23 protein-coding genes are annotated in these 25,839 nt (G+C 68.9%); 10 read left to right on the top strand and 13 right to left on the bottom strand.

The window, feature by feature from the left end; genetic code table 11:
- Nucleotides 1–9 precede the first annotated feature (9 nt).
- Nucleotides 10–2,259, bottom strand: coding sequence for a catalase/peroxidase HPI (gene katG / locus BLW81_RS19625; protein ID WP_083408611.1), 2,250 nt, complete (start codon nt 2,257–2,259; stop codon nt 10–12).
- A gap of 33 nt (nt 2,260–2,292) precedes the next feature.
- Nucleotides 2,293–2,757: a Fur family transcriptional regulator gene (locus tag BLW81_RS19620; RefSeq protein ID WP_157897759.1), complete on the bottom strand. Its 465-nt coding sequence runs from the start codon at nt 2,755–2,757 to the stop codon at nt 2,293–2,295.
- 295 nt (nt 2,758–3,052) lie between these two features.
- Between BLW81_RS19620 and BLW81_RS19615 the strand changes: the two genes are divergently transcribed.
- The 7 genes from BLW81_RS19615 to BLW81_RS19585 all read left to right on the top strand — a co-directional run bounded on the left by BLW81_RS19615 (nt 3,053) and on the right by BLW81_RS19585 (nt 11,719).
- Nucleotides 3,053–4,276, top strand: coding sequence for an acyltransferase family protein (locus BLW81_RS19615; RefSeq protein ID WP_083408609.1), 1,224 nt, complete (start codon nt 3,053–3,055; stop codon nt 4,274–4,276).
- Entirely contained in the window at nt 4,276–4,962 is a 687-nt protein-coding gene (locus tag BLW81_RS19610) for an Rv0518 family GDSL lipase (RefSeq protein WP_083410678.1), read from the top strand. The genes BLW81_RS19615 and BLW81_RS19610 overlap by 1 nt, the downstream gene beginning before the upstream one ends.
- 62 nt (nt 4,963–5,024) lie before the next feature.
- Nucleotides 5,025–6,332, top strand: a complete 1,308-nt coding sequence (locus BLW81_RS19605; protein WP_083410677.1) for a sensor histidine kinase — start codon at nt 5,025–5,027, stop codon at nt 6,330–6,332.
- 13 nt (nt 6,333–6,345) lie between these two features.
- Nucleotides 6,346–6,777, top strand: coding sequence for a type II toxin-antitoxin system Rv0910 family toxin (locus BLW81_RS19600; protein ID WP_083408608.1), 432 nt, complete (start codon nt 6,346–6,348; stop codon nt 6,775–6,777).
- A 35-nt stretch (nt 6,778–6,812) separates the two neighbouring features.
- Nucleotides 6,813–8,174 carry an aldehyde dehydrogenase family protein gene (locus tag BLW81_RS19595; protein WP_173839650.1) on the top strand — a complete coding sequence of 454 codons (1,362 nt, stop codon included), beginning with the start codon at nt 6,813–6,815 and terminating at the stop codon, nt 8,172–8,174.
- A gap of 233 nt (nt 8,175–8,407) precedes the next feature.
- Nucleotides 8,408–9,154, top strand: a complete 747-nt coding sequence (locus BLW81_RS19590) for a peptidoglycan-binding protein (protein WP_083408607.1) — start codon at nt 8,408–8,410, stop codon at nt 9,152–9,154.
- Between the two features lie 33 nt (nt 9,155–9,187).
- The gene (locus BLW81_RS19585; protein WP_083408606.1) at nt 9,188–11,719 is read left to right on the top strand and encodes a zinc metalloprotease; all 2,532 of its coding nucleotides are present in this window, start codon (nt 9,188–9,190) and stop codon (nt 11,717–11,719) included.
- A gap of 4 nt (nt 11,720–11,723) precedes the next feature.
- Here BLW81_RS19585 and aceA read toward each other — a convergent pair whose 3' ends face one another.
- The gene (gene aceA / locus BLW81_RS19580) at nt 11,724–14,024 is read right to left on the bottom strand and encodes an isocitrate lyase ICL2 (RefSeq protein ID WP_083408605.1); all 2,301 of its coding nucleotides are present in this window, start codon (nt 14,022–14,024) and stop codon (nt 11,724–11,726) included.
- Nucleotides 14,025–14,065: 41 nt separating this feature from the next.
- Nucleotides 14,066–14,908 carry a helix-turn-helix transcriptional regulator gene (locus BLW81_RS19575; RefSeq protein ID WP_083410675.1) on the bottom strand — a complete coding sequence of 281 codons (843 nt, stop codon included), beginning with the start codon at nt 14,906–14,908 and terminating at the stop codon, nt 14,066–14,068.
- Between the two features lie 73 nt (nt 14,909–14,981).
- Here BLW81_RS19575 and BLW81_RS19570 point away from each other — a divergent pair, with 73 nt between their 5' ends.
- Entirely contained in the window at nt 14,982–15,647 is a 666-nt protein-coding gene (locus BLW81_RS19570) for a class I SAM-dependent methyltransferase (RefSeq protein WP_083408604.1), read from the top strand.
- 3 nt (nt 15,648–15,650) lie between these two features.
- Here BLW81_RS19570 and BLW81_RS19565 read toward each other — a convergent pair whose 3' ends face one another.
- The 3 genes from BLW81_RS19565 to lhgO form a co-directional block, all read right to left on the bottom strand.
- Nucleotides 15,651–16,502, bottom strand: a complete 852-nt coding sequence (locus BLW81_RS19565; protein ID WP_083408603.1) for a fumarylacetoacetate hydrolase family protein — start codon at nt 16,500–16,502, stop codon at nt 15,651–15,653.
- A gap of 18 nt (nt 16,503–16,520) precedes the next feature.
- A complete protein-coding gene (locus BLW81_RS19560; protein WP_083408602.1) occupies nt 16,521–17,309 on the bottom strand; it encodes an SDR family oxidoreductase in 789 nt (262 codons plus the stop codon).
- 264 nt (nt 17,310–17,573) lie between these two features.
- A complete protein-coding gene (gene lhgO, locus BLW81_RS19555; RefSeq protein WP_083408601.1) occupies nt 17,574–18,779 on the bottom strand; it encodes an L-2-hydroxyglutarate dehydrogenase in 1,206 nt (401 codons plus the stop codon).
- Nucleotides 18,780–19,066: 287 nt separating this feature from the next.
- On the opposite strand from lhgO, the gene ripD reads away from it, so the two are divergent.
- Entirely contained in the window at nt 19,067–19,609 is a 543-nt protein-coding gene (gene ripD / locus BLW81_RS19550; RefSeq protein ID WP_083408600.1) for an NlpC/P60 family peptidoglycan-binding protein RipD, read from the top strand.
- Between the two features lie 11 nt (nt 19,610–19,620).
- Here the strand turns inward: ripD and BLW81_RS19545 are convergent, their stop codons facing one another.
- Genes BLW81_RS19545 through BLW81_RS19535 form a run of 3 tightly spaced genes read right to left on the bottom strand, consistent with a single transcriptional unit; the run spans nt 19,621 to nt 21,008 of the window.
- The gene (locus BLW81_RS19545) at nt 19,621–19,914 is read right to left on the bottom strand and encodes a hypothetical protein (RefSeq protein WP_083408599.1); all 294 of its coding nucleotides are present in this window, start codon (nt 19,912–19,914) and stop codon (nt 19,621–19,623) included.
- 25 nt (nt 19,915–19,939) lie between these two features.
- A complete protein-coding gene (locus BLW81_RS19540) occupies nt 19,940–20,527 on the bottom strand; it encodes a hypothetical protein (RefSeq protein ID WP_083408598.1) in 588 nt (195 codons plus the stop codon).
- Between the two features lie 46 nt (nt 20,528–20,573).
- Nucleotides 20,574–21,008 (bottom strand): MOSC domain-containing protein, encoded by a 435-nt coding sequence (locus BLW81_RS19535; protein WP_083408597.1) that lies wholly within the window; start codon nt 21,006–21,008, stop codon nt 20,574–20,576.
- A gap of 97 nt (nt 21,009–21,105) precedes the next feature.
- Here BLW81_RS19535 and BLW81_RS19530 point away from each other — a divergent pair, with 97 nt between their 5' ends.
- Nucleotides 21,106–22,239, top strand: a complete 1,134-nt coding sequence (locus BLW81_RS19530) for an acyl-CoA dehydrogenase family protein (RefSeq protein ID WP_157897970.1) — start codon at nt 21,106–21,108, stop codon at nt 22,237–22,239.
- Here the strand turns inward: BLW81_RS19530 and BLW81_RS19525 are convergent, their stop codons facing one another.
- From BLW81_RS19525 to BLW81_RS19515, 3 genes are all read right to left on the bottom strand, one after another.
- Complete coding sequence (locus BLW81_RS19525; RefSeq protein ID WP_322788756.1) at nt 22,240–23,223, bottom strand: haloalkane dehalogenase; 984 nt, start codon at nt 23,221–23,223, stop codon at nt 22,240–22,242.
- A complete protein-coding gene (locus tag BLW81_RS19520) occupies nt 23,198–24,754 on the bottom strand; it encodes a class I adenylate-forming enzyme family protein (protein ID WP_157897757.1) in 1,557 nt (518 codons plus the stop codon). The genes BLW81_RS19525 and BLW81_RS19520 overlap by 26 nt, the downstream gene beginning before the upstream one ends.
- Before the next feature lie 67 nt (nt 24,755–24,821).
- Nucleotides 24,822–25,781 carry an esterase family protein gene (locus BLW81_RS19515; protein WP_083408594.1) on the bottom strand — a complete coding sequence of 320 codons (960 nt, stop codon included), beginning with the start codon at nt 25,779–25,781 and terminating at the stop codon, nt 24,822–24,824.
- Between the last annotated feature and the right edge of the window lie 58 nt (nt 25,782–25,839).

Raw genomic sequence — 25,839 nt, 5'->3', positions numbered from 1 at the left:
TGCTGACGATCAGTCCAGATCGAACCGGTCGTTGTTCATGACCTTCACCCAGGCAGCGACGAAGTCCTCGACGAACTTGTCCTTGCTGTCGTCCTGCGCGTAGACCTCGGCGATACCACGCAGCACCGAGTTCGACCCGAACACGAGGTCGTTGGCGGTGGCCGTCCACTTGGTCTCGCCGGTGACGCGGTCACGGCCCTCGTAGACGTTCTCGGCGGTCTGCGACGGCTTCCACTCCGTGCCCATGTCGAGCAGGTTGACGAAGAAGTCGTTGCTCAGCACGCCCGGCTTGTCGGTGAACACGCCGTGCTTGGTGCCGCCGTGGTTGACGTTCAGCGCCCGAAGGCCACCCACCAGAACCGTCAACTCCGGAGCCGTCAGGTCGAGCATGTACGCCCGCTCGACCAGCAGTTGCTCCAGCGGGTTCTTCTCACCCGGCCGCACGAAGTTGCGGAAGCCGTCCGCGCGCGGTTCGAGCACCGCGAACGACTCCACATCGGTCTGCTCCTGAGAAGCGTCGGTGCGCCCCGGGGCGAAGTGCACGTTGATCTCGAAACCAGCGTCGCGCGCAGCCTTCTCGACCGCCGCCGAACCGCCCAGCACGATCACGTCGGCCAGCGAGACCTTCTTACCGCCGGCGGCCGCCGCATTGAACTCCTGCTGGATTCGCTCGAGCACCGGGAGTGCCTGAGCCAGCTCGGCGGGCTCGTTGGCCTCCCAGCTGCGCTGCGGCTCCAGCCGGACCCGCGCTCCGTTGGCGCCACCGCGCTTGTCGGTGCCACGGAAGCTCGACGCCGACGCCCACGCCGTCTTGATCAGCTGCTGTACGGACAGACCCGAGTTGAGCAGCTGCTCCTTGAGCTGGGCGATGTCGGACTCGTCGACCAGTTCATGATCGACCGCCGGCACCGGGTCCTGCCAGATCTCCTGCTTTTCGGGGACCCACGGCCCGAGGTAGCGGCTGACCGGCCCCAAGTCGCGGTGCATCAGCTTGAACCAGGCCTTGGCGAAGGCCTCGTCCATTTCCTCCGGATGGTCGAGCCAGCGGCGCGTGATCTTGCCGTAGATCGGGTCCACCCTCATCGACATGTCGGTCACGAGCATCGTCGGCTTGCGCGGCGGCCCGCCGAACGGATCCGGGATGATCGCCTCGGCGTCCTTGGCCTCGAACTGCCACGCGCCGGTGGGGCTCTTGGTCAGCTCGTATTCATAGCCGTACAGATTCTGCAGGAAGGCGTTGCTCCACTGGGAGTTGGTGCCCGTCCAAACGACCTCGAGGCCGCTGGTGATGGTGTCGCCCGCCTTGCCGGAGCCGAACGGGCACTTCCAGCCCAGGCCCTGCTCCTCGATCGGGGCACCTTCCGGCTCGGGGCCCATGCCCTCATCGGGGCCCGCGCCATGCGTCTTGCCCAGGGTGTGGCCACCGACGATCAGCGCGGCGGTCTCCTCGTCGTTCATCGCCATCCGACCGAACGTCTCGCGGATATCGTGCGCGGCGGCCAGCGGATCCGGCTTGCCCTCGGGGCCTTCCGGGTTCACGTAGATCAGGCCCATGGTGGTCGCGCCGAACGGCTCGGCCAGCTTACGGTCGCTGTCGTTGGTCCCGCCGTACCGCTGATCGGTGCCCAGCCAGGTGTCCTCCTGACCCCACAGCATCTCCTCGGGCTCCCAGATGTCTTCGCGCCCGAACGCGAAGCCGGCCGTCTTGAATCCCGACTGCTCGAGGGCGGCGTTGCCGGCGTAGGCGATCAGGTCGGCCCAGGAAATCTTGTTCCCGTACTTGCGCTTGATCGGCCACAGCAGCCGACGGGCCTTGTCCAGGTTGGCGTTGTCCGGCCAGCTGTTGAGCGGCGCGAAGCGCTGCGCTCCCTGCCCGGCGCCGCCGCGGCCGTCGAAGATGCGGTAGGTGCCCGCGGCGTGCCAGCTCATCCGGATGAACAGGCCCGCGTAGTTGCCGTAGTCGGCCGGCCACCAGTCCTGAGAGGTCCGGATGAGGTCGATGACGTCGCGCTTGAACGCCTCGACGTCGAGCTTCTTGAACTCTTCGGCGTAGTCGAAGTCCTGCCCGAGCGGATTGCCCTTCTCGTTCTGCTTGTGCAGAACCGAGACGTCGACCTGCTCCGGCCACCAGTCGCGGTTGGTCAGCGGAGCGTGCGTCTTCGGCTTCGGCGAATCGATCGCCGGGTTCTCGCTCTCGCTATGACTGGCCGTCTTGGCGTCGTCGTGCGGGGGGCGAGCATCGGATGTATCAGATGACACAGCGTTCCTTCCGGTGGGTTGATTGGGCTGTGATCACGGGTGTGATCGGAAAACTTGTGAGGCCGCCTGCGCGACGCAGTCCGGGCACAGGCCCCAGTAGATGACCTCGGCCTCGTCGAGGACGAAACCGTCGAGCGCGCCGTCGGCGTCCGACGGGGTCAGACACGGCGCCTCGCCGATGGCGCAGTCCACGTCGGCGATGACGCCGCACGAGCGGCAGACGACGTGGTGATGGTTGTCGCCGACGCGCGACTCGTAGCGCGCGAGCGACCCCGACGGCTGGATGCGGCGTACCAACCCGGCGCTGGTGAGGGCGGCGAGCACGTCGTAGACCGCCTGGCGGGACACGTCCGGCAGGTTGACCCGAACGGCACCCACGATGGTCTCGGTGTCGGCGTGCGGATTACCGTAGACCGCCTCGAGCACCGCCACCCGCGGACGCGTCACGCGGAGATCGACAGCGCGCAGCTGCTCCGCGTAGTCAGGTGATGAGGGCACGCTGCCAATATGCCCCCTTTTCTGGAATGAGTCAAGACTTTGTCTCGGCGTGTCTCACCGGCCGTCCCGGCACCACCGCCCCTATTGACGACGCCGAAACTGACTAGTGACAAGGCTTTTCGACGCGGCACAGCAGATTCACAGCAGTGTTGAACATGCCGGACACGGTGGACCGCTGGTACTCTTCGGAACCTGCTGGGCTTTGGCCCGTGCGCGGTCGGGGGAGTGGGCCGCCGGCTGACCGGCATGCGAGATCGAGACGAAACCAGCTACGCAAGTCCGCGAAGAGAGTGTTGTGCGCACCGGAGAAATCAAAGCCCTATCCGGCTTGCGCATCGTCGCCGCGATCTGGGTGGTGCTGTTCCACTTCCGGCCGCTGCTCGAGCAGTCGGTGCCCGGCTTCCGCTCGGCGCTGGCGCCGGTGCTCAACTGCGGTGCGCAGGGCGTCGACCTGTTCTTCATGCTCAGCGGGTTCGTGCTGACGTGGAACTATCTCGACCGGATGGGGCCGTCGTTCGATTGGAAGGCGACGCTGCGCTTCCTGTGGCTGCGGTTGGCCCGGGTATGGCCGGTGTATCTGGTCACGATGCACCTGGCCGCGCTGTGGATCATCTTCACGCTGCACGTCGGGCACATCCCGTCCGAGGCCGCCGAATCGCTGACCGCGATGAACTACCTGCGCCAGGCGCTGATGATCCAGCTGTGGTTCGTGCCCTACTTCGACGGGTCCAGTTGGGACGGGCCCGCGTGGTCGATCAGCGCCGAATGGTTGGCGTATCTGTTGTTCGGCGCGCTGATCCTGGTGATCTTCCGGATCAACCGGTCCACGCGGGCGCGCGGCCTGATCGTGCTGGCGTTCGTCGCCACGCTGCCGCCGATCATGCTGCTGCTGGCCACCGGGTTGTTCTACACGCCGTGGAGCTGGCTGCCGCGCATCGTCATGCAGTTCACCGCGGGCGCGCTGGTGTGCGCGGCGGTGCGCAAGCTGAATCCCGGCGACAAGGCGCGACGCGTGGCGGGCTACGCGGCCGTGCTGATCGGTGCCACCATCGTGGCGATCCTGTACTGGCTCGACGCGCACCCGGTGCCCAAGGTGCTCGACAGCGCGGGCCTCGTCGACATCTTGTTCGTGCCGCTGCTGCTGACGCTGGCGATCGGGACGGGCAGCCTGCCGTGGCTGCTGGCGCTGCGACCGGTCGTGTACCTGGGGCATGTCTCGTTCAGCCTCTACATGGTTCACGAGCTGGTGCATACCAGCTGGAACTGGATGGTGTTGCAGTTCGAGCTCAGTCTGCGGCCTGACCTGGCGGGCAAGCTCATAATGGTTGCGTTGCTTGGCGTCGCGCTGATCGGCGCGGTCGTGCTGTATCACTTCGTCGAGGAGCCTGCCCGTAAATGGATGCGCAGCATGATGAGCGCCCGCGGCGATTCATCGCCCAATTCGGGTCAGGGCAGATTGGCGTCCCTGCACGACGCGAAGGACGAACGAGCTCAGGTGGTTTCGGCCCGCGCCGGTTGATCTCGGCGGCGGCGGTACTCGCCTTCGCGGCGGCCGTCGTGTTCGCCGGCGCACAGCGCACACCGGTGCAGGAGCGTGACGTCGTCGCGCTGCAGTACAGCGTCAACCGCATCGCGGTGGTCGGCGATTCCTATACGACCGGCGGGGAGCTGGGTGGTCTGGGCGCCAACGGCTGGACCGCGCAGGCGTGGCGGCTCCTCGCGGCGCAGGGGCTGGCGACCAGTGCCGACGTCGGCGCCGAGGGTGGGGCCGGTTACGGCACCCGCGGCAACCGCGGCAGCCTGTTCGAGGACCTCACCGCCCGCACCGTCAAACCCGACGACCGGTTGGTGGTGTTCTACGGGTCCCGCAACGACCAGAACGTCGACCCGACCCAGTACTCGATCCTGGTCTACGGCACCTTCCAGCTGGCGCGCCGGCTCGCACCGTCGGCGAACTTCCTGGTGATCGGCCCGCCGTGGCCGACCGCCGACGTGCCCGGCACGATCGTGCGGATCCGCGACACCCTGCGCTATCAGGCCCGGTTGGCCGGCGCGACGTTCATCGACCCGATCGCGCTGGGCTGGTTCGTCGGCAAGCCGGAGCTGATCGGCGCCGACGGGGTGCATCCCACCGATGCCGGCCACACCTACATGGCGGAAAAGATCGCGCCACTGATCGGCGCGCAGTTGCCGCGTCCGATCTGATCGCACCTATCGTTTCGATCGTGAAACTCGGCGGACGCCTGTACCGGCTCCTGACCCCGCTGATGTCGCTGCGCGTGATCGTGGTCGTGGCAGCCTTGTCGGTGGTGGCGCTGGTGGTCATCCTGGGCGCCTGGGTGTGGTTCGGCGTCACCAACGATCAGTACAGCCAGCTGGATCGGCGGCTGGACTCGGTGAGCAGCCTCGGCGACATCAGCACCCTGCTGCGCACCGCCCAGCAGGACACGGTGGACCAGCCGGTCCCGGACGGCGGGTTGGTGCGCACGGCACGCGTCGACGGGATCACCGTGTCGATCCCGCGCGACATCGTGCTGCCGCAGTTCGACGTCGGCTACACCGACACCACGATCGACGGTGTCGAGTACCGGGTACGCACGTTCAACGCGGGGGACACCTCGATCGCGATCGGCGCGCCGCTGGCCGAGACCCAGCGCCGCATCGACGAACTGCACCGGCGCGTCCTGCTGATCTGCGCGGGCGTGATCGTCGGCACCGTCATCGTCGGGTCGGTGATGTGGTCGATCATGATCAATCCGTTCCGGGTGCTGGCCCAGCAGGCGCGGGCGATCAACGCGCAGTCCAAGCCTGACGAGGTGCAGGTGCGCGGGGTCCAGGAGGCCGTCGAGATCGCCGAGGCGGTCGAGGGCATGCTGGCCCGCATCGGCGACGAACAGCAGCGCACCCGCGCCGCCTTGGAGTCGGCCCGCGATTTCGCGGCGGTGGCGTCGCATGAACTGCGCACCCCGCTGACCGCCATGCGCACCAACCTGGAGGTGCTGTCGACGCTGCAGATGCGCGACGAACAGCGCCAGGAGGTCATCGCCGACGTCATGCGCACCCAGAGCCGCATCGAGGCCACGCTGACCGCGCTCGAACGGCTCGCCCAGGGTGAGCTGACCACCGTCGACGACTTCGTGCCCGTCGACATCACCGAGCTGCTCGACCGCGCCGCGCACGACGCGATGCGCAACTATCCCGGGCTGCGGGTGTCGCTGGGGTCGTCGACGACCGTGCTGATGGTCGGGCTGCCAGCCGGGTTGCGCCTGGTCATCGACAATGCGATCACCAACGCGATCAAACACGGCGGCGCCACCGAGATCGTGCTCGGCGTGGGCAGTTCCGGCGCCGGTGTCACGATCACCGTCGACGACAACGGCAGCGGCATCCCCGAAGACGAGCGGGCCGCGGTCTTCGCGCGGTTCTCCCGCGGGTCGACGGCGGCGCGGTCGGGTTCCGGGCTGGGCTTGGCGCTCGTCGCCCAGCAGGCCGAGTTGCACGGCGGCACCGCCGCGATGGAGGCCAGCCCGCTCGGCGGCGCGCGACTCGTGCTGCGGTTGCCGGCGCCGAGCTGACTACCATCCGGGCATGGCGAAACTCGAGTTGGCCCGCGAACTGACGCTGAGCCCGGCCGACGCGTGGGCACACGTGTCGGACCTGAACTCCCTCGGCGACTGGTTGGTGATGCACGAGGGCTGGCGCAGCGAGTTGCCCGACGAGCTGTCGGTCGGCACCCAGATCGTCGGCGTGGCGGGAGCCAAGGGGCTGCGCAACCGGGTCACCTGGACCATCAAGAAGTACGAGCCGCCCACGCTGATCGAGGTGAGCGGCAACGGTGTCGGCGGCACCCGGTACGGCCTGACGATGAAGGTGGCGCCGACGAAAACCGGCAGCGCGTTCACCCTCACCCTCAATCTCGGCGGCGCGCCGCTGTTCGGCCCGATCGGGGCGGCCGCGGCGCGCGCGGTCAAGGGCGACATCGACCGCTCGATCCGGCGGTTCGAGGAGCTCTACGGCTAGCGGTTGAGCGGATCCGCAGCGGGTAACACCGTTCGATGCCGCAGACGATGGATTTGACCGTTGTGGACCCTCGAACCGGCGACCTGGTCACCCGGATCCCGATCACCGATTCCGCGACCTGTGCCGAGGCGGTGGCGCGGGCGCGCGCCGCGGCCCCCGGATGGGCGCGCACCCCGGCCGCCGACCGCGCGGCGGCGCTGGCCAAGGCCGCCGAGTCGGTGCGCGCAGCGGCCGACGAACTGGCCGCACTCAACGAACGCGAGACAGGCAAGCTGCGTGACGACGCGATAGGCGGGGTCGAGGCGGGTGTGGGCACCCTGGTGCAGTACGCCGAGCTGGGCCCGCTGCACCGCGGCCGCAGTCTGCACGGCGCTTGGGCGGCAACGGATTTGATGATCCCTGAACCGCGCGGCGTGGTGGCGGTGCTGACGCCGTGGAACGATCCGGTCGCGGTGGCCGCCGGTCTGCTGGGCGCGGCGCTGGTCACCGGAAACACCGTGGTGCACAAGCCCAGTGAACGCTGCCCGCAGACCGGGCGGCGCTTCGCCGAGCTGCTGGCCGAACAGCTGCCGGACGGCGTGCTCGAGATCGTCGACGGCGACGGCACTGTCGGTGCGTACCTCGTCGCCGACGACGTCGACGTCGTGTCGCACGTCGGGAGCAGCGCGACGGGCAACGCGATCTCGCGGGTGTGCGCCGAACGTGGCGCGAAAACCGTTCTGGAGAACGGCGGTAACGATGCGCTGATCGTCGACGCCGGAGTGGATCCCCGGTGGGCCGCGGAGCAGGCCGCGCTGGGAGCGTTCGCCAACGCCGGTCAGATCTGCGTGTCGGTGGAACGGATCTTCGTCCACGAATCGGTGTCCGACGCGTTCCTCACCGAACTGGTCACGCAGGCCCGCGACTGGGCGGACCGGATCGGACCGATGGTGGACCGACGGCAGCGCGCCGTCGTGCAGAGCCATGTCGACGACGCGGTCGCCAACGGCGCACGACTGCTGATCGGTGGCGCGACGCCCGAGGGGCCCGGATCGTTCTATCCGCCCACCGTGCTCGCCGACTGCACCCCCGATATGGCGGTGCTCCGGGACGAGACGTTCGGGCCGGTCGCTCCGGTGCGCGTGTGCCCGGACTTCGCCGCCGCGTTGCGTGCGGCCGCCGACGACCGCTACGGATTGGCCGCCACCGTGCTCACCCCGGACATGGCGCACGCACAGGAGGCCTGGCGCGCGCTGCCGGTCGGCACCGTCAAGATCAACGATGTGTTCGGCGGCGCGCCCGGCGGAGCGTCACAGCCGCGCCGCGCCAGCGGCAACGGTTTCGGGTTCGGACCCGAGTTGCTCGACGAGATGACAGCGGTGAAGGTCGTGCACTGGTCGGCCCCGCCGACCTCGTGAGCTAGCAAACTCGTAGCGGGTTTTCGGCGGCCCGCCGGACATGGGGTGGCCTGCGAAAAACGGCCGCGCCAAGTTAATTAGGTCAGCGGCACATCACCTGCGCGTTCTCCGCGTGAGTCAATTTTCGTCGAAAAATGTTGTTGATCATGAACATTCGTGGGTACGTCTCTCAGCACCGAAGTCCATTCCGATGTCCCGATGGCAGCAACGTCGGGCCGGCCAGGGAGAAGAGCATGAGTACGCAAGGACTCACCCCGGAAGAGATCGACGCCGAAGTAGCCACGGCGCTGCCCGACAAGGAAGTCGTCTCGATCCTCGATCTCAATGTCGACGTCGACGTGTTCCTCGACGTGGCATCACCGATCGATCTCGCGGTCGCGGCACAACTCAACGTGGCCGCACCGATCGACGCCGCTGCCGGTGCCAACGTGTTGTCCTACAACTCGACAGCCGGCGCGATGGTGGACCAGAACGCCGCGGTCGATCAGATCATCGAAGCCGATGCGACGGCGATCTCGACGCAGGACAGCGCGATCGACCAGACCGACGAAGCCGACGGCGATCCCGCGCCGCCGCCCCCCGACGACGGCGGCACCGTCGAGGTGGGCGACCTGTCCACCCTGGAAGGTCCGCTGCTCAACGTCGATGTCAACGTCGACCTCGACACCGACTTGACCGCGCCCATCGCCGGCGCGGTGGCGGCCAACGCCAACGTGGCGGCGCCGATCAGCGCAGCGGTGTCGGCCAACGTGCTGTCGGTCGATTCCGATGCGGACGCGATCTCGTATCAGGACGCGGTGATCAACCAGGAGCTGCGCGGCACGACGTACGCCGGCGCCGACCAGGTTTCCGATGTCGCGCAGGGCACTTCGCAGCCTGACGCCGGTGACGCCACCGGCGGTACCGCGGGCGCGGACACCTCGGGTCCGGCCGGTGGTACCGGCGACTCCGGCGACAGCAGCGGCGCGTCGGCCGGCTGAGCCTGACCGGCAGGTGACCGGCGGAGGTCGGAGATGACGGTGATCACCGGGACGGCGCAAGCGGTTCCGCGTCGTCCGGACGGCGTCGAGCTGATCGGGGAGATGGCGGGATCCGGGTACCGGGTGCCGCCGTCCCTCGCGCGCCGCGCGGACGGCCAGACGGTTCAGCTGACGCCGCTGCTGTACGCCACGCTGTGTGCAATCGACGGTGAGCGCACCACCGCCGAGGTGGCGGCCGCGGTGTCGGCGTCGACCGGCCGGACCGTCACCGCCGACAACATCGAACAGTTGGTCGCCAAGAAGTTGCGTCCGCTGGGGCTGGTCTGCGGCGCCGATGGCGGCGAACCCGAGCTGAAGAAGCGAAACCCGTTGCTGGGATTGCGCTTGCGCCGCGCCGTCACCGACCCGGAGCAGACCCGCAGACTGACCGATCCGTTCCGTGTGTTGTTCCGGCCGTGGGTGGTGGTCCCCATCCTCGCCGCGTTCGCCGTCGTGGTGTGGTGGGTGTCGTTCCGCAAAGGCCTGGCCGCGGCGGCCTATGACGCCTTCGAGCGTCCCGGCCTGTTGATCCTGGTCTTCGCGGTGACGGTGCTGTCCGCGGGATTCCACGAGTTCGGGCATGCGGCGGCCGCGCGGTACGGCGGGTCCACGCCCGGCGTCATGGGGTTCGGTCTCTATCTACTCTGGCCGGCGTTCTACACCGACGTCACCGACTCGTACCGGCTCGGACGCAGCGGCCGACTGCGCACCGACCTCGGCGGGCTGTACTTCAATGCGATTGTGGCCGTGGGCATCACCGGTTTGTGGCTGTGGCTACGGTACGACGCGCTGCTGCTGGTGGTCGCCACGCAGATCATCCAGATGATCCGCCAGCTGACCCCGCTGGTCCGGTTCGACGGTTATCACGTGCTGGCCGACCTCACCGGCGTGCCGGACCTGTACGGCCGGATGAAGCCGACGCTGCTCGGAATGTTGCCGTGGCGTTGGGGCGACCCGCGGGCGCGCGAACTCAAGTGGTGGGCCCGAATCGTGGTGACCGCGTGGGTCATTGTGGTGGTGCCGCTGCTGCTCGGCATGATCACGTTGGCAATCCTGGCGCTGCCCCGGCTGATCGGCTCGGCGTGGGCCGGCCTGAACAAGCAGCAGGACGTGCTGGCCACCGCATGGGCCGACGGCGACATGGTGCAGGCGACGGCGCGGGTACTGGCGATGGTCGCGATCGTCATCCCGATGGCGGGCCTGTTCTATCTGTTGGTCAGGACGGTGCGGCGTATCGTCGCGACCGCGTGGCAGGGCACGAAGGGCAAGCCCCTGCGGCGCCTGCTCGCCGGGCTGGTCGGCGCGGCGGCACTGGCCGGGATCGCGTACGCCTGGCTGCCGCACGACAACAACTACCGCCCCATCGAGGCATCCGAACGCGGCACGCTCAGCGACATCTTCTACGCGTTGCGCGTCGAGCGATTGGGTGACGGGCAACGAGCCGTGAGCGCCGCGGCGCAACCGGTGGCGGCGACCCAAGCGTTGGCGCCGGGACAACGCGGCGTCATGCCCGCGCTGTGGGACACCCGCACACCCGCGCCGACCTTCCGCACGCCGCAGCTGGCCGTGATCCTCGTGCCCCGCACGCCGGCGGGGGCACCGACAGGAGGCGGGCCCGCGGTCGTGTCGCCGTCGTCGCTGACCGCACCCGCGCAGGATCAGGGGTGGGTGTTCCCGTTCGACAAGCCGCTCGCTCCCGAACCGGGTGACAACCAGGCCCTCGCGGTGAACACCACCGACAACACCGTCGTGTACGATACGGCGTTCGCGCTCGTCTGGGCCACCGACGAGGAGTACGCGATGAACGTCAACGAGGCGCATGCGTACGCCTCATGCGAGAACTGTGCCGCGGTGGCCGTGGCGTATCAGGTGGTGTTCGTCGTCGACGCCGAGGAAGGCAACGACAACGTCGCCGTCCCGCAGAGCCTCGCCGGCGCGTTGAACTACGACTGCGTCAACTGCATGACGTATGCGTTGGCGCGCCAGTTGTTCGTCACGCTCGACGAGGACCTCTCCGATTCGGCCAAGGCGGAGCTGGACGAACTGTGGACGGAGATCGCCGCCTATGGTGAGCAGATCGCCGCCGGTGAGGCCGATCTGAACAAGGTCGATGCGACGCTCGCCGACTACACCAGACAAATCATGGTGATCGTCGAGGAGGACCAGCCCGGCACCTTCCCGACCGAGCTCTATCCGTCGCTGACCCAGACGTCGGCGCCACCGAGCACCAGCGCGGCGCCGTCGGCGTCGGCGACGAGTCCGGCGCCGAGCACGTCGGCGTCCGCGGTGGCGACCGAAACCGCGACGGCCACCGGCACGGCCACCGAGGAGCCCACCTCGGCGACGAGTCCGCCTACGACGCAGACTGATTCGGCGACATCGGAGCCGGCCACCGACACCGTCACAGTCACCGACCCGACCACCGACGGCGACACCACCTCCAGCGATACCGCCGGGACGACGGACACCGACGCCGGCTCGGCGGCGGACTCGTCGGCGGACTCGTCGGACTCGTCGGCGTCCTGACGCCTCAGTCCTCCTTGCGGATCAGCCGGCCCAGCGCCTCGCGGTCGGCTGCCAGGAGCTCCTCGATGCGCGGCTGGTTGACGTCGGCCACGATGATCTCGCCGACCTCCTGGTACACGTCGCTGAAGATGCCGTGCGACTTCATCTTCTCGGTCTGATAGATGTTGTCCTCGGTCGGCGTGACGTAGTAGACGATCTCGGCCTTGAAGCGGTGGATCAGCCAGAGGTGCACGACGCTCATCAGCCGCTTCTGACGGAGCTTTTCGGCGAAGGTGTTCTGGTCGCGGACGGTCAGAATGCTGCGCCCATGCCGGTCCTTGATCGGATCGACGATGACGTTGGCCAGCTTCTCGTCCTCACCGTCGCCGCGCTCACCGTAGATCCCGAGTTCGAGCACATCCGAGCCGGGCCGGGTCGGGAACAGCTGCACCCGCAGCTTCTCGTCGAGCTGATAGTGCTCGCCCCACATTGCCAGCCACTCCTCGAGCAGCTTCTTGGGCACCTCGGTCTGCACCAGGTGCTGATGCTGCGTCGAACCCTTGCCCATCGCTTTCGTCGTCGCCAACCGGCCCGAGGAGGCCGCCAACGCGGCGTCGCTGCGCGGTCCGCCGACGAGCGTCTGCGGTGTGCGGTAGGGAGATTCGACCAGGCGCATCTTGCGCTGCAACCGGGCCAGCGCCAGCATGCCGTCCTGCTGCAGCGCGGTGGCGAACTCCTCCGACGCCACACCGTCGACCTGGTGCCCGCCGTAGGTGATGAAGTTGAACACGAACCCCAGCTTGCCGAGTTCCTCAGGGAACGCGCGCATCTCGTCGTCGGTCATGCCGGTCGTGTCCCAGTTGAACGACGGCGACAGGTTGTAGGCCAGCATCTGGTCGGGGAACTCGGCGTGGATCGCCTCGGCGAACTCGCGGGCATCGGCCAGGTCGGCGGTCTTGGTCTCCATCCACAGGATGTCGGCGAACGGCGCCGCGGCCAGCGACTTGGCGATCGCGTACGGGATGCCGCCGCGCACCTGGTAGTAGCCCTCCGGCGTCTTGGCCAGTTCACAGTCCCACCCGACCGCGGCGCCGATCTCGCGGGCCTTCTCCCGCGCTGTGTACAGCGGTGCGCGCTGCGCGAACTCGCGCCAGTCGGCGACGCTCATGTCGAGTCGCTCGCCCTCGCTCTCGCGGAACTCCAGCAGTTCGGCGACGGCCTCGCCGTAGGTCATCAGGCCGGCGTCGATCTGCCACGCGTCGACGAACTTCGACTCCGCCCCGTCGAAGATCTCGTCGATCGCGCCGTCGGGCCGATCCTGATACTCCGCGGCGGCCTGCCGCACCGCCTCGCCGATGCCGTGCTGGTCCAGCCACGCGTTGGCGGTGGCGTACTCGCCGTCGGGCAGCGCGTAGAGCAGGTGGCCGTTGAGTTCGGTGACGCCGGCCTCGTAGAACCGCCGCATCATCGCCAGATAGCAGGACTTGTACGACGGGATCCGCAGGTTGGTCACGCCGAGCAGGAACGGCTGATCGCGTTCGTCGGCGCGGCTGTCGATGAGGTTCGCGGCCTCCGCGTCGGTGCGGGCGACGATGATGCCCGGCACCCGCATGATGTCGAGTTGGAAGCGGGCGGTGTTGAGCCGCTTGATCTGCTCGTCGGACGGCACCAGCACCTTGCCGCCCTGGTGGCCGCACTTCTTGGTGCCGGGACGCTGATCCTCGATGTGGTAACCCGGCACACCGGCCTCGACAAAACGTCGAATCAGGTTGCGCACGTGGGGGTCTCCGCCGTGCCCGGTGTCCGCGTCGGCGATGATGAACGGCCGGAAATCGACCGCGGGAGTGGCGGCGCGCTGCTTCTCCGACATCTGCAACCGCAGATACTCCTGGTTGCGGTCGGCGGTGAGCAGGGCGCGGACCAGGCCGGCGGCTTCCTCGGGCACCTGGCTGAGCGGGTAGCTGGCGAGGTCGGGGCCGGGGTCCTCGGTGGTCGACCCTTTCGCCGAGGTCGCCCAGCCGCCGAGGTAGATACCCTCGATGCCCATCCGCTTCATCGTCACGGCCTGCCCCGGCGAGTACGGCCCGAACGTGGTGATGCTCTTCTTCTGGGCGTACAGCTCGCGCAGCCGCTCGTAGAAGGCGGTGGCCGCTTCCCGCGCGACGATGTAGTCCGACGGGATCGTGCCCCGCTGCTCGACGACCTGGCGGGCCGAGTAGAGCCGGATGATCCCGTCGAACCGCGGGCTGTCGAAGTACCGCTGAGTGGCCGCGACATCCCGCTCGAACGGGGTTTGGGCTGCGGCGTCCGTTTCGATGATGGCCATGAACCCACAGTACGACCCGCTATTCGCCGGGGATGGCGTTATCAGCAGGGCCGTGCGCGCCAGGTCCGCGGCGAGGTGCCGTGAACGCGGCGGAAGAGCCTGCTGAAGTAGCCCGGGTCGGCGATACCCACGCGGTGAGCGACCTCGGCGACCGGCAGGTCGGTGTCGGCCAGCAGTCGCCGGCTCGCGGCCATCCGCCGCTCGATGATCCAGTCCTGCACGGTGCGACCCGTGCGGCGACGCACGATCGTGGTGAGGTGCCCGGGCGACAGACCCACGTCGGCGGCGACGTCGCGCAGCGACAGCGGTTCGCCCAGGCGGCGGTCGATCACCGCGAACACCTCGGCGAGCAGCGGCTCTCCCGAGTGGCGCAGGTCGCCGACGACATCGACCGCGACACGGGCGAGATCGATCAGCAGCAGAACCAGGTGTGCCAGCGCCGCCTGCCGGTAGCCGTCGCGGCGTTCGGCCAGTTCGGCTTCGATCGAGGCGATCGCCGTCCGCCACGGCTCCACCCGCTCGGCCGGCAGCCGCAGCTCCAGCAGCCCGCCCGCCTCGCCGTGCAGGAACGGGAACAGCAGCGGGTGCTCGCGCCAGGTCGGCCGCGCACCCTCTGACTCCAGCGCCGCCGGATCGAAGAACACGCCGACACCACCGTCCGGCCGGGCCACGGGGTCGAGGACTTCGCCGGCCGCCGCCACCAACACCACCGCAGAGTCCGGGACGAACCACAGCGCCGGGAAGTCGTGAATATGTCTGCCCCGTTGCAGCAGTTCTTCGTTGCTGGCCCGCGCGACAGAAACCGGGGGAGCGCCGGGACCGGTCGGGTAGCCGTAGATCGGCACCCCGTCGCGGTGCCGGACCAACCGGGACGCCAGCGTCATGGCACCGAAGATAGTCCGGGTTTCGCTGATGATCACCCAACATCCCGGATCGGTACCGATTCACCATGGCAGCATGACCAAAAATTCTCCTGCTGGACCTCCGGCCCATCACCCCGACTACCTGCCCGCCGCCGGCCACGACCTGTTCCTGCCTGGCTACGACCTGCTGACCCGGGTACTGGGCTTCAGCCGCGCCTACCGCACACTGATCGACCAGGCCGACCTGCGCGACGGTCTGTCCGTTCTCGAAGTGGGCTGCGGAACAGGCAATCTCACCGTCCGTGCCCGACGAGCCGCTGCCATCAGAGCGGTCGGCTGCGATCCCGACCCGCGGGCGCTGGCCCGCGCCCAAGGCAAGGCGCGCGGGCTGACCGACCTCACCTTCGACAGGGGTTACGCCCAGGACCTCCCGTACGGCGACGGCGAATTCGACCGGGTGCTCTCGTCGATGATGTGGCACCACCTCGACGACCGCGTGAAAACAGCTGCGGCACAGGAGTTTTTCCGGGTGCTGCGGCCCGGCGGCAGCCTGCACCTGGTCGACATCGGCGGCGACGTCGACACCGGGGATGGCCTGCTGGCCCGCCGCATCCACCGCAGCCCGCATGCCGCAGGCAACCTCGGTGATGCGATCCCGCGCCGGCTGCGCGAGGCCGGCTTCGACTGCCGGCAGATCGGCACGCAACGCGTCCGGCTGATCGGACACGTCGCGTTCTTCAGGGCGGTCCGACCGGTTTGAGGATCAGCGCACCGGGTTCGTCAGCGCGGCCAGACCGTCACCGAGCTCGCAGCGCACCACGTCACCGGGCGAGATCCCCACCGCGCCAGGCGTTCCGGTGGACAGGATGTCACCTGGGTAGAACGGCATCACCTGGCTGTGGAAGCTGAGCAGTTCGGCGGGGGAGAAGGTCATCCCGGCGACGGTGTCCTTGCGGTGCACGGCGCCGTTGTGGATGGTCGCGACCTGCAGGTCCGACAGCGGACCGTGCGCCAGCACCTCGTCGAGGGTGATCAGCTCGGGACCGAAGGCGAAGAAGGTCGGATAGTTCTTGACACGGGTGAGGTAGCGCGGGTTCTCCATCAGCACCGACTCGGCGGTCTGGTCGAGCACCGGCACCACACCGGCGACGTACGACAGCGCCTCGTCGACGCCGACCTGGTGACACGTGCGGCCGATCACGAGACCGAGTTCAGCCTCGGCGGTCACCTTGCCGATGCCCGGCGGCACGACGATGGGCCGGCCGGGTCCGACGATGGTGTGGTCGCCCTTGAGGAACGACGCCGGCGAGGAGCGCGGCGCCTGCTCGCCCAGATCACCGGCGTGTGCGCCGTAGTTCAGCCCGATGCCGAGGATCTTGCGCGGACGGGTCCACGGGGCGAGCACCGGCGCCTCGGTGTCGACGCAGTAATCGTCGGCCACCGCAGCTGTGCCGTCGACCACTGCGGCCAACGCATCGAGACGCTCGGACTCCAACAGCGCCAACAGGTCTCGCGGTGCGTCGGGCAGCAGGCGATCGATCCGGGCCAGCCGCCCGTCGCGCAGGCGGACGCACGGGGCGGGACCGTCGGACAACTGGACGGTGCGTAAACGCATACGACTCCTTTCGGACGGTCAGTGGATGCCGCGGATCAGCCCGCCGTCGACGCGGACGACCGAACCGGTGATGTAGGAAGCTCTTTCGCTGCACAGAAACGCCGCGACGTCGGCGTACTCGTCGGGGCGGCCGTAGCGGCCGAGCGCCATGGTCGCCGCGCTGTCGCGCATCACGTCCTCGGCCGTGCGGCCTTCCCGGTCGGCGCGCCTCTGGTCGAGGAAGCGGGTCCGGTCGGTCTCGATCCGGCCGGGCACGATGACGTTCACGGTGACCCCGTCGCGCCCGACCTCGTCGGACACCGTTTTGGACCAGGCGTGCAGGCTCGCGCGCAGCGTGTTCGACAGGCCCAGGTTGGGCAGTGGGGTATGCGCACCCGAGGAGGTGGAGGTCAGGATGCGGCCCCAACCTCGCTGCCGCATCGCCGGGAGTACCCGGTCGGTCAGCGCGATGACCGACAGCACCATCTGGTCGAAATTCGTGCGCCAGGTGCCGGCGTCCTGTCCGGACGCCGACGTCGGCGGTGGCCCGCCGGTGTTGTTGACCAGGATGTCGACCGGTCCCAGGGCCCGTTCCACCTCGGTCACGCCGGTATCGATGCGGTCCAGGTCGGCGAGGTCCCACACCACGGGCACGGCCTTGGCGCCGGTGGCCTGGACCCGCGCTGCGGTGGCGGCCAGGCCCTCGCTGGACCGACCGGCGACCGCGACGTTGACGCCCTCTTCGGCCAGCCGTACCGCGATCGCGCCGCCCAGCCCGCCGCTGGCACCCAGCACCAGGGCGGTTCGTCCGGCGATACCGAGATCCATTGTCACGCTCCTTTATCGAGTGGCCGGGAGGGGCAGCGTGGTCAGGTGCTGCTCGAGCAGCGGCACCAGGCTGCCGGGCAGTGGCCTGGCCGGGCGGCGCACCCGCGCGCAGGCGACTTGTGACCAACTCTTTTCCCTTCGGTCACACCTAACGACAATTCGCGGGTCCGCACTCGAACTTTCCCGGCAGAAAGTTGATTCTTGATGCTCCCGAGGACCAAGTGGCCACCACGGCTCTCGTCGGGGGGTGGGGTCATCAATGAATCACCTTGCAGTTTCCAACGTTTCGACGACATGTTCGGCGATCGCGAGCGCCGACGTCGCGGCGGGAGACGGCGCGTTGCGCAATACCACCACTCGCTCGCGGATGCTGATTCGGAAGTCGTCGACGAGGCCGCCATCGGCGTCGAGGGCCTGCGCACGGATGCCGGCGCTGCCCGGGACGACGTCGTCGTCGCTGAGGTCGGGCACGTAGGCGCGCGCCGCGGCGACGAACCGGCGCTTCGACAGCGAGCCGTGCATCTCCCGCATACCCGTGCGCCAGTGTTGGCGCGCGAACCGCCAGAACGCCGGTGTCCTGGCGACCTCGGTGAGATCGGCAATCGAGAACTCCCGCCACGAGTAACCCTCACGGGCCAGCGCGAGCACGGCGTTGGGTCCGATCAGCACCTCACCGTCGACCCGCGGGGTGACGTGCACCCCCAGGAACGGGTACCGGGGGTCCGGGACCGGATACACCAGGCCGTTGACGAGGTTGCGGCGGTGCGGTTTGAGCGCGTAGTACTCGCCGCGGAACGGCATGATCACGGGATCCGGTCCGTCACCGGCTATTTCGGCCAGCCGGTCGCTCTGCAGGCCGCCGCAGGCGATGACCCGGTCGAAGGCCGCCTCCTGTTCGCCGCCGGCGGTGCGGGTGGTGACGACCACCTCGGTGGGGGTGGCGCGCAGCCCGACCACCTCGTGGCCGAGGCAGATCTTCGCGCCTGTGGCGACCGCATCGCCGGCCAGCGCCTGGGTCACCGCGGCGAAGTCGACGATCGACGTCGACGGCGAGTGCAGCGCCGCGATGCCCCGCACGTTCGGCTCGATCTCGGCCAACTCCTGCGCCCCGATGATCCGCACGCCCCGAACCCCGTTGGTCAGCGCCTTCTGCTCGATGTCGGCGAGCCGGGATCGTTCGTCGTCGGTGAGGGCGACCAATACCTTGCCGCACGCGATCCGGCGGATGTCCCGTTCGGCGCAGTACTGTTCGAGCAGACCCACGCCGCGGCGACACAGCAGCGCCTTCTGCGACCCGGGCTGGTAGTACAGGCCGGCATGCACGACTCCGCTGTTGCGTCCGGTCTGATGGGACGCGAGGCGGTCCTCCTTCTCGAACAGCGTCACCTCGGTTTCCGGGTGGCGCCGCAGCATTTCGCGGGCGACCGCGACTCCGACGATGCCGCCGCCTATGACGGCGAGGCGGCTCATCGATGCCCTCGCGCGGAGTGCAGGGGCGAACCGGGGACGTCGAGGTCCCCCAGCGTGGGATGCGGCAGAGTCAACAGCATGGAATCGCGAACCTGCGCCCAATCGTAGACCTCAGGGTCGGTGCCCGGCCTGCGCATCGGTTAGCCGGCCCGGGTAGTCACCGTTCGGTTACGGTACGGCATCTCATTGGCCCTGAGCCATGGGCGAATTGGCGCATCGGGCAAATCTGACGGTACAAGTGAATACAGTGCTTCCGCCCGCGCGCCGTCGAGAAAGAGCAACGAGTCATGAGACGCATTTACGCCTTGGTGATCGGTGTCGCCCTGTTGGCGACCGTCCCTGGGGTGGCGACTGCCGCACCGTCGGCACGGTCCGCGGTCAACCAGCAGGCCGTCGACCTCGTCATCGCCCGCGGACTGGCGCAGCGCGGCGTCCCGTTCTCCTACGGCGGCGGTGATGCCAACGGCCCGACGATGGGCAGCGGCACCGCTGACAATGTCGCGGGTCTCGACACCGAGGGGCACATCGTCGGTCTGAACCCGGCCGTGAGCACCGTCGGGTTCGACGCCTCGGGGCTGATGGTCTACTCGTTCGCCGGCATCGGGGTGAAGCTGCCCCGGTCGTCGGGTGCGCAATACACCGTCGGTCAGAAGGTGCTGCCGTCCGAGGCGCTGCCAGGAGATCTGATCTTCTACGGCCCCAACGGAAATCAGAGCGTCGCGCTGTTCCTGGGCAACGGCCAGATGCTCGAGGCCACCGATCCGGCCGTCACCGTGTCACCGGTGCGCACCAACAACATGGCGCCGTATCTGGTTCGCATCATCAAGTAAGCCTGAGTCGGCTACGAGGTGGCACGCTCCCGTGCGCGCTCGAGTTCGGCGATCAGCGCGTCGACCTCATGACGACGCTCGGCCGGAACGTTGAGCGAGTAGAACGTTCCCACACCGACGATCACCTGAAGCAACTGCTCCTTCTCGCCGCCGAACAGCTTCTTGCGCCTGCTGAACTCCTTGATCTGGGTGCCCGAGTACTGATCGGCGGGATTGCGGCCGCGGGAGGTTCCGGCGCGCAGCTTCTCGACCCAGTTGCCGTCGACGACGATGCTCTCGCCGTCGATGCCGTCTATCCGAAACATTCGGTGATCCTATCCGCGCCGAGCACTATCCGACGGCGAACGGTGTATCGGCGGTACCGATGCGGTTCAGCGGTTCCGGCGTGACCGCGGCCGCCTCGACGACACCCTGACCGGCGGTCATCGAGCCGTCGAGAGCGATGCGGTAGCGCGCCGTTCGGCGCTGCCCTTTGGGCATCGGCCGCACATCGGCGTACGTGCCGAGGTAGTCGACCCCCAGGCCCGCGGTCGGATGCTCGACAAGTGCCCAGCTGCCGGTGTTTTCGTCGAAGCGGTGCACCGTGCCCGCCGGGATCGATGTCGGGTTCGGTGCGCAACTGCAGTGGCCGAGCACCAGCACGACTCCGACGTCCGGGTAGTCGACCGCGGAGTCGTTGCACATCGTGACCTCGACTTCGACGGGCGGGCCGCCGGGCGTCACCGGCCCGATATCGCTGAGTGTCAGGGTGATTCGGTCGGCCTCGGGCACCGTCTGGTAGGCCTCGACGGCGACTGGCGGCGCGCTGGCCGGATCGACCGCGCAGTCGGTACGGGCCGGCGTCTCGGTCGCCGGCGAGGAGCAGCCGACCAGGATCGCCGCGGCGGCCGCGACGCCGACCGTCACGCGTTGGTTCATGGGGCAATTCAACCGTTCGGTCGCGGTACCGATCCCAACAACGGCCTCACACCGGCAACACCTCGACGGGGTCTCCGAGCCGGATCGTCCCCGAACTGAGCAGGCGGCAGGCCGCGCCTCCGCGCCCACGCAGGGCGGCGGCGGCGCCCGGTCCGATCCAGTCGTCGAGCAGGCGGCAGGGCGCCGACACCCGCACCACCTCCAGCAGCACGTCGCCGACGAGCAGCCGGGTGCCGGGCCGCGTCGGGATCTCACCCGCGTCGACCGTGACGTTGCGCCGCGTGCCCGCCTGATCGAAGGGACGACCGAGATCGGCGGCCGCCCGGTCGAGCAGTTCCTGGGACTGCAGGGTGACGTGCCGGTGCTTGGTGCCGTGATACCGGTCGCCGACCAGCCCGACGCCGGCCTCGGCGACCACCGCCTCGACCGAGCGCGTCGGCAACCGACTGCCCGGGGCGATGTTCAGCGCGATGACGTGCACGGCCGAAGTGTAGGTGCGCCGCGACGATCGCTGATAAAGAGGACGGGTGACGTCGACACTGGGATCTGCCGAAGGAACGCTGGACCGGGCGCGCAGCATGCGTGAGCTGGTGGCGGCCGAAGCCGCGGAGTCGGAGCGGCTCCGCACGCTCAGCCCCGCGATCGTGGCGGCGATGTGGGACACCGGGCTGATGTCGGCGTTCAACCCGCGGCAGGCGGGCGGCGCCGAACCGTCGTTCGCGGAGATGATCGAAACCTGGATCGAGATGGCGTGGCAAGACGGCTCGTTCGGGTGGACCGGCATCGCCAATCTGCCGTCGTCGTTTGCAGCGGCGGCCTACCTGCCCGACGCCGGCTTCGCCGAGGTGTTCTCCGCGAACGACAACCGCGTGACGATGGGCGGACAGTTCTTCCCCAACGGGCAGGGCACCGCCGTGCCCGGCGGATACCGGCTCACCGGGGCGTGGAGCTTCGGGTCGGGCATCGGGCATTCGGAGTACGTCGCGGCCGGCTTCCTGCCGATGGACGGCACGGAGATGCGGTGGGTCAGCGAGGGCGTGCCCGACATGCAGGTCGCGATCCTGCCGCGCGCGGACGTCAGCTTCAACGACGGCTGGCATGTGCAGGGGCTCAAGGGAACCGGGTCCTACGACTACAGCATCGACGACGTGTTCGTGCCCGCGGAACGGACGTTCGCCCTGTTCACTCGCGAGCCCTTGCGCGGTTCCTCGCCGGCGACCCGGATGGGCATGATGCCGGTGACGGCGGCCGGTCACGCCTCGTGGGCGCTGGGCGTGGCCAAGAGCATGCTCGACGACGTGCAGGAGTTGGCCGCGACGAAGTTCCGGATGAGCGATATGGCGTCGCTGGCCAGTCGGCCCACCTTTCAGAAAGGACTGGCCCACCACGTCGCGGCGTGGCGGGCGGCGCGCCTGCTGGTGCACGACGCGTTCGCCACCGCCGAAGCCAGTGTCGCGGCGGGGGAGGACCTCACCCCGGGCCTGCGCGCTGACATGCGGGTCGCGGCCGTGTACGCCACCGATGTGGCGCGCCAGTGCGCGGAGTGGGCGCATCTGGTCGCGGGTACCAGTTCGATCCGTGAGGGCACCCGGCTGGAGCGCGCGTTCCGCGACTTGTACACCGGTACCCAGCACGCGTTCATCAGCGAGAAGGTGGCGATCGATGCGGCCCAGATCTGGTTGGGCGTCATCGACGATCAGTTCGGTCTCTGATCACCGGGCGACGAAATCGGCGATGATGCGGCCGAGTTCGGCGCCCCGCTGCTCCTGGATGAAATGCCCGGCGCCGGCCACCGTCGTGTGCGGTTGACCCTCGGCTCCTGGGACGTGCTCGGCGAACACCCGGTCCCAGCCGCGCGTCGCGGGATCGCCGTCGGAGTACGCGGTCAGGAACGGACGGCGGAAGTCGGCCAGCGCGGCCATCGTGTCCCGTCCGATCGCGGCGCCGATATCGTTGCGGGTCAACGGGATCAAGGCGATCATCTGACGCAGCCCGGCGGTGAACCGGCGGTCGGGGAACGGCGCGTCGTAGGCGGCGGCGACGCCCGGGCCCAGCGGGCCGGCCACCGCGTCGAGAAAGAAGCTGGGCACCAGTTCCGGGGCCCGCTGGTAGAACGCCACATAGTCGAGCAGCGTTTCCTGGTGCACCACCTGTCCGTCGCCCACGGCGTGGTGCGGCCATTCGAGCTTGCCGGCGAGGGCGGGGTCGCACGTGTGCAGGATCGTGTTGGTCGCGACGACGCGGGCGTACCGGTCCGGGTCGCGGGCCAGCGCGCTCAGTCCGATCGGACCACCCCAGTCCTGGACGACGAGCGTGATGTCGTGCAGGTCGAGTCGACGGATCGCGCTGTGCAGCCAGTCGATATGCCGTTTGAAGGTGTAGTCGGTCGGGTCGGTCAGTTTGTCGGACCGGCCGTAGCCGATGTGGTCGGGGGCGATGACCCGAAGGCCCGCCCCGGTCAGCACCGGGATGACGTGCCGGTAGAGGTAGGACCAGGTGGGTTGCCCGTGCAGCAGCACGACGACCGGCGCGTCGGGCGGACCGGCGTCGACGTAGTGCATCCGCAGCGGGTCGAGCCCTCGGGTGTCGACCTGCACATAGCGTGGTTCGAACGGGAAGTCCGGCAACGCGGCGAACCGGTCGTCCGGTGTGCGCAGCACCGACATCACCTCACCCGCCAACCGCGTCGAGCGCACCGTCGATGACCATGGCGCGCAGGGTTTTTCGGTCGAACTTCCCGCTGGGCAGGGTCGGGATCCGGTCGCTCGACACCACCACCCACCGCGTCGGAACCTTGTAGGCGGACAGCTGCTCGCGGGTGCGGGCGGCCAGCGTGTCGATGTCGACGCCCGAGCCGGCGGGCACGACGACGGCGCATACCTCCTCGCCACGGGCCGGATCGTCGACACCGAGCACGAGGCACTGTGCCACGTCGGCGAATCCCTCGATGACGGCCTCGACCTCCAGCGGCGAGACGTTGGCCCCCGCGGCTTTGATCAGATCGGTGGTCCGTCCCACGTAGAACAACCGTGGGTCGCCCTGGGTGCGGTAGACGCGGTCGCCGGTGTGGTACCACCCGTCCTCGTCGAACGTCTCCCAGCGCTCGCGTTTGTTGTATCCGGCCATCACCCCGATACCGCGGATCAGCAGTTCGCCGACGGTTCCGTCGGGCACCGGGTTTCCGTCGTCGTCGACGATGCACATGTCGGTGTAGGCGAACCCGCCCGCGGTCTCCGACATCGTGCGGTGCACCGGGAAGCCGTCGGGCACGTCGACCATCGCGATGTCGAGGGGACCGTCACGCAGCAGCGGGGCGCTGGTCAGATCGCGGTCGGCGAAGCTCGGATGTTCACGCATCCGTTGGGTGAACGCCGGCCAGCCGACCACCCCGGTCGCGCGTTCTGACTCGATCAGGTCCAGCGCGGCGCCCGGCTCCATTCGCGGCAGGGCGAGCACGGTCACGGGCTCGTGCAGCGCGCCGGTGGCCGCCAGCAGCCCACCGACCCAGAAGAACGGCATCGCGCACAGGATGCGCGCCGGCCCTTCGTTTTTCGTCACCGCGCGGATCGCGGTCGGCCACGTCGACGTCTGCCGTGCCAGTGTGCCGTGGGTGTGCATGACGCCCTTGGGGTCGGCGGTCGAACCGGAGGTGTGGATGACCACGGCGAGGTCGGCGGGCGAGACCTCGGCCTCGGCGGCGGCCAGCACGTCGTCGGGCACGGCACCGTCGTCAGCGTCGCGGCGGGTGGCCCAGGCCGGAACTGTGGCGGAGGTGATGACGATGCGGCGCAGGTACGGCGCGCCCGGCAACGCCAGCCGGGACGGCTCTTGGGTGCGCAGTTCGGGCCAGGCCGCCTCTAAGCGCTCGGCGACGTCGATGTCGAGCACCCGGTCGGGCGCGATGAGCACCGCGATGTCGGCCAGTCGGGCCACCTTCGCGATCTCGGCCGGGGTGTAGAGCGTGCTCAGCGGTACGGCCAGTGCACCGATCCGGGTGACGGCCAGCCACCAGACGATCCAGTCGGCGCCGTTGGGGAAGAACAGGCCGACGCGGGTGCCCTTGCCGACGCCCTCGCCCAACAGCCACCGCGCGACGCGGGCCGACCGCTGCTGCGCGTCGAGGTAGGTCAGCCGATCGTCCGGGCCGACCAGGTAGGTGTGGTCGCCGAACTGATCGACGGCGCGGGCGAGCAGGGCGGGAACCGTCGGCCGTGGCTGCTGGGTCACGCAGTGATTGTCCCCAACGCCCGCTGGGCGACCGCACAGGACGGTCGCCCAGCGGCGTGTCGGAGGGTCAGGCGCCCAGCGTGCGCTGGATGTCGCCCTTCATCGCGTTCAGCTGCGAACCCCAGTAGCCCCACCCGTGGGTGCCGGACGGCGGGAAGTTGAACGTGCCGTTGCTGCCGCCGTCGGCCAGGTAGGCCCGTTGGAACGCCTTGTTGCTGTCCTGGGTGATGTTTTCCAGCAGCTGGCCGGGGATGTCGCCGCCGCCGCCGAGGTCACCGGGCCTGCCGTTGCCGGTGTACACCCAGATGCGAGTGCCGTTGGCCGCCAGCCGGCCGGCCTGCAGTGTCGGGTCGTTGCGCTGCCACGCCGCGCTGCCGCCGGGGCCCCACATCGCGGTGGCATCGAATCCGCCGGCGTCGCGCATCGCGAAACCGACCAGCGTCGGCCAGATGCCCGCGGACAGATTCAAAAAGCCCGACAGTGAGCCGGCGTAGCTGAACTGGCCCGGGTGATAGGCGGCCAGGATCAGCGCGGAGCTGCCCGACATCGACAATCCGACCACCGCGTTGCCGCTGGGCGAGATGCCCTTGTTGGCCGACAGGTACGCGGGCAGCTCGGACGTCAGGAACGTCTCCCACTGGTAGTTGTAGGTCGTGCCGTTGCCGACGGCGGGGGCCTGCCAGTTGGTGTAGAAGCTCGACATGCCGCCGACCGGCATGACGACGGACAGGCCGGACTCGTAGTAGTTCTCGAACGCGGCCGTCTCGATGTCCCAGCCGTTGTTGTCGTCGCGTGCGCGCAGCCCGTCGAGCAGGTAGACCGCATGCGGACCGCCGCCCTGGAAGCGGACCGGGATGTCGCGGCCCATCGCCGCGGACGGCACCATCAGCGTCTCGACCGGCAGGCCGGGCCGCGAGTACGCCGAGGCGGTGGCCGCACCGCCGGCGACGGCGATCAGGCCGGGAATCAGCAGGGCGGCGAGCACGGCGGCGGTCAGCCGGCGCGCCCAACTCCGTATGAGGCTCATGTTGTGAACTTCCTGTCGTGAAGCAGACCGCGACAGCGGTCATCAGGGATTTGCGGAC

This window comes from Mycolicibacterium rutilum (assembly GCF_900108565.1).
GTDB classification, from domain to species: domain Bacteria; phylum Actinomycetota; class Actinomycetes; order Mycobacteriales; family Mycobacteriaceae; genus Mycobacterium; species Mycobacterium rutilum.
The sequence above is the reverse complement of the archived record's forward strand: the minus strand, read 5'-3'. Positions and strand labels throughout refer to the sequence as shown.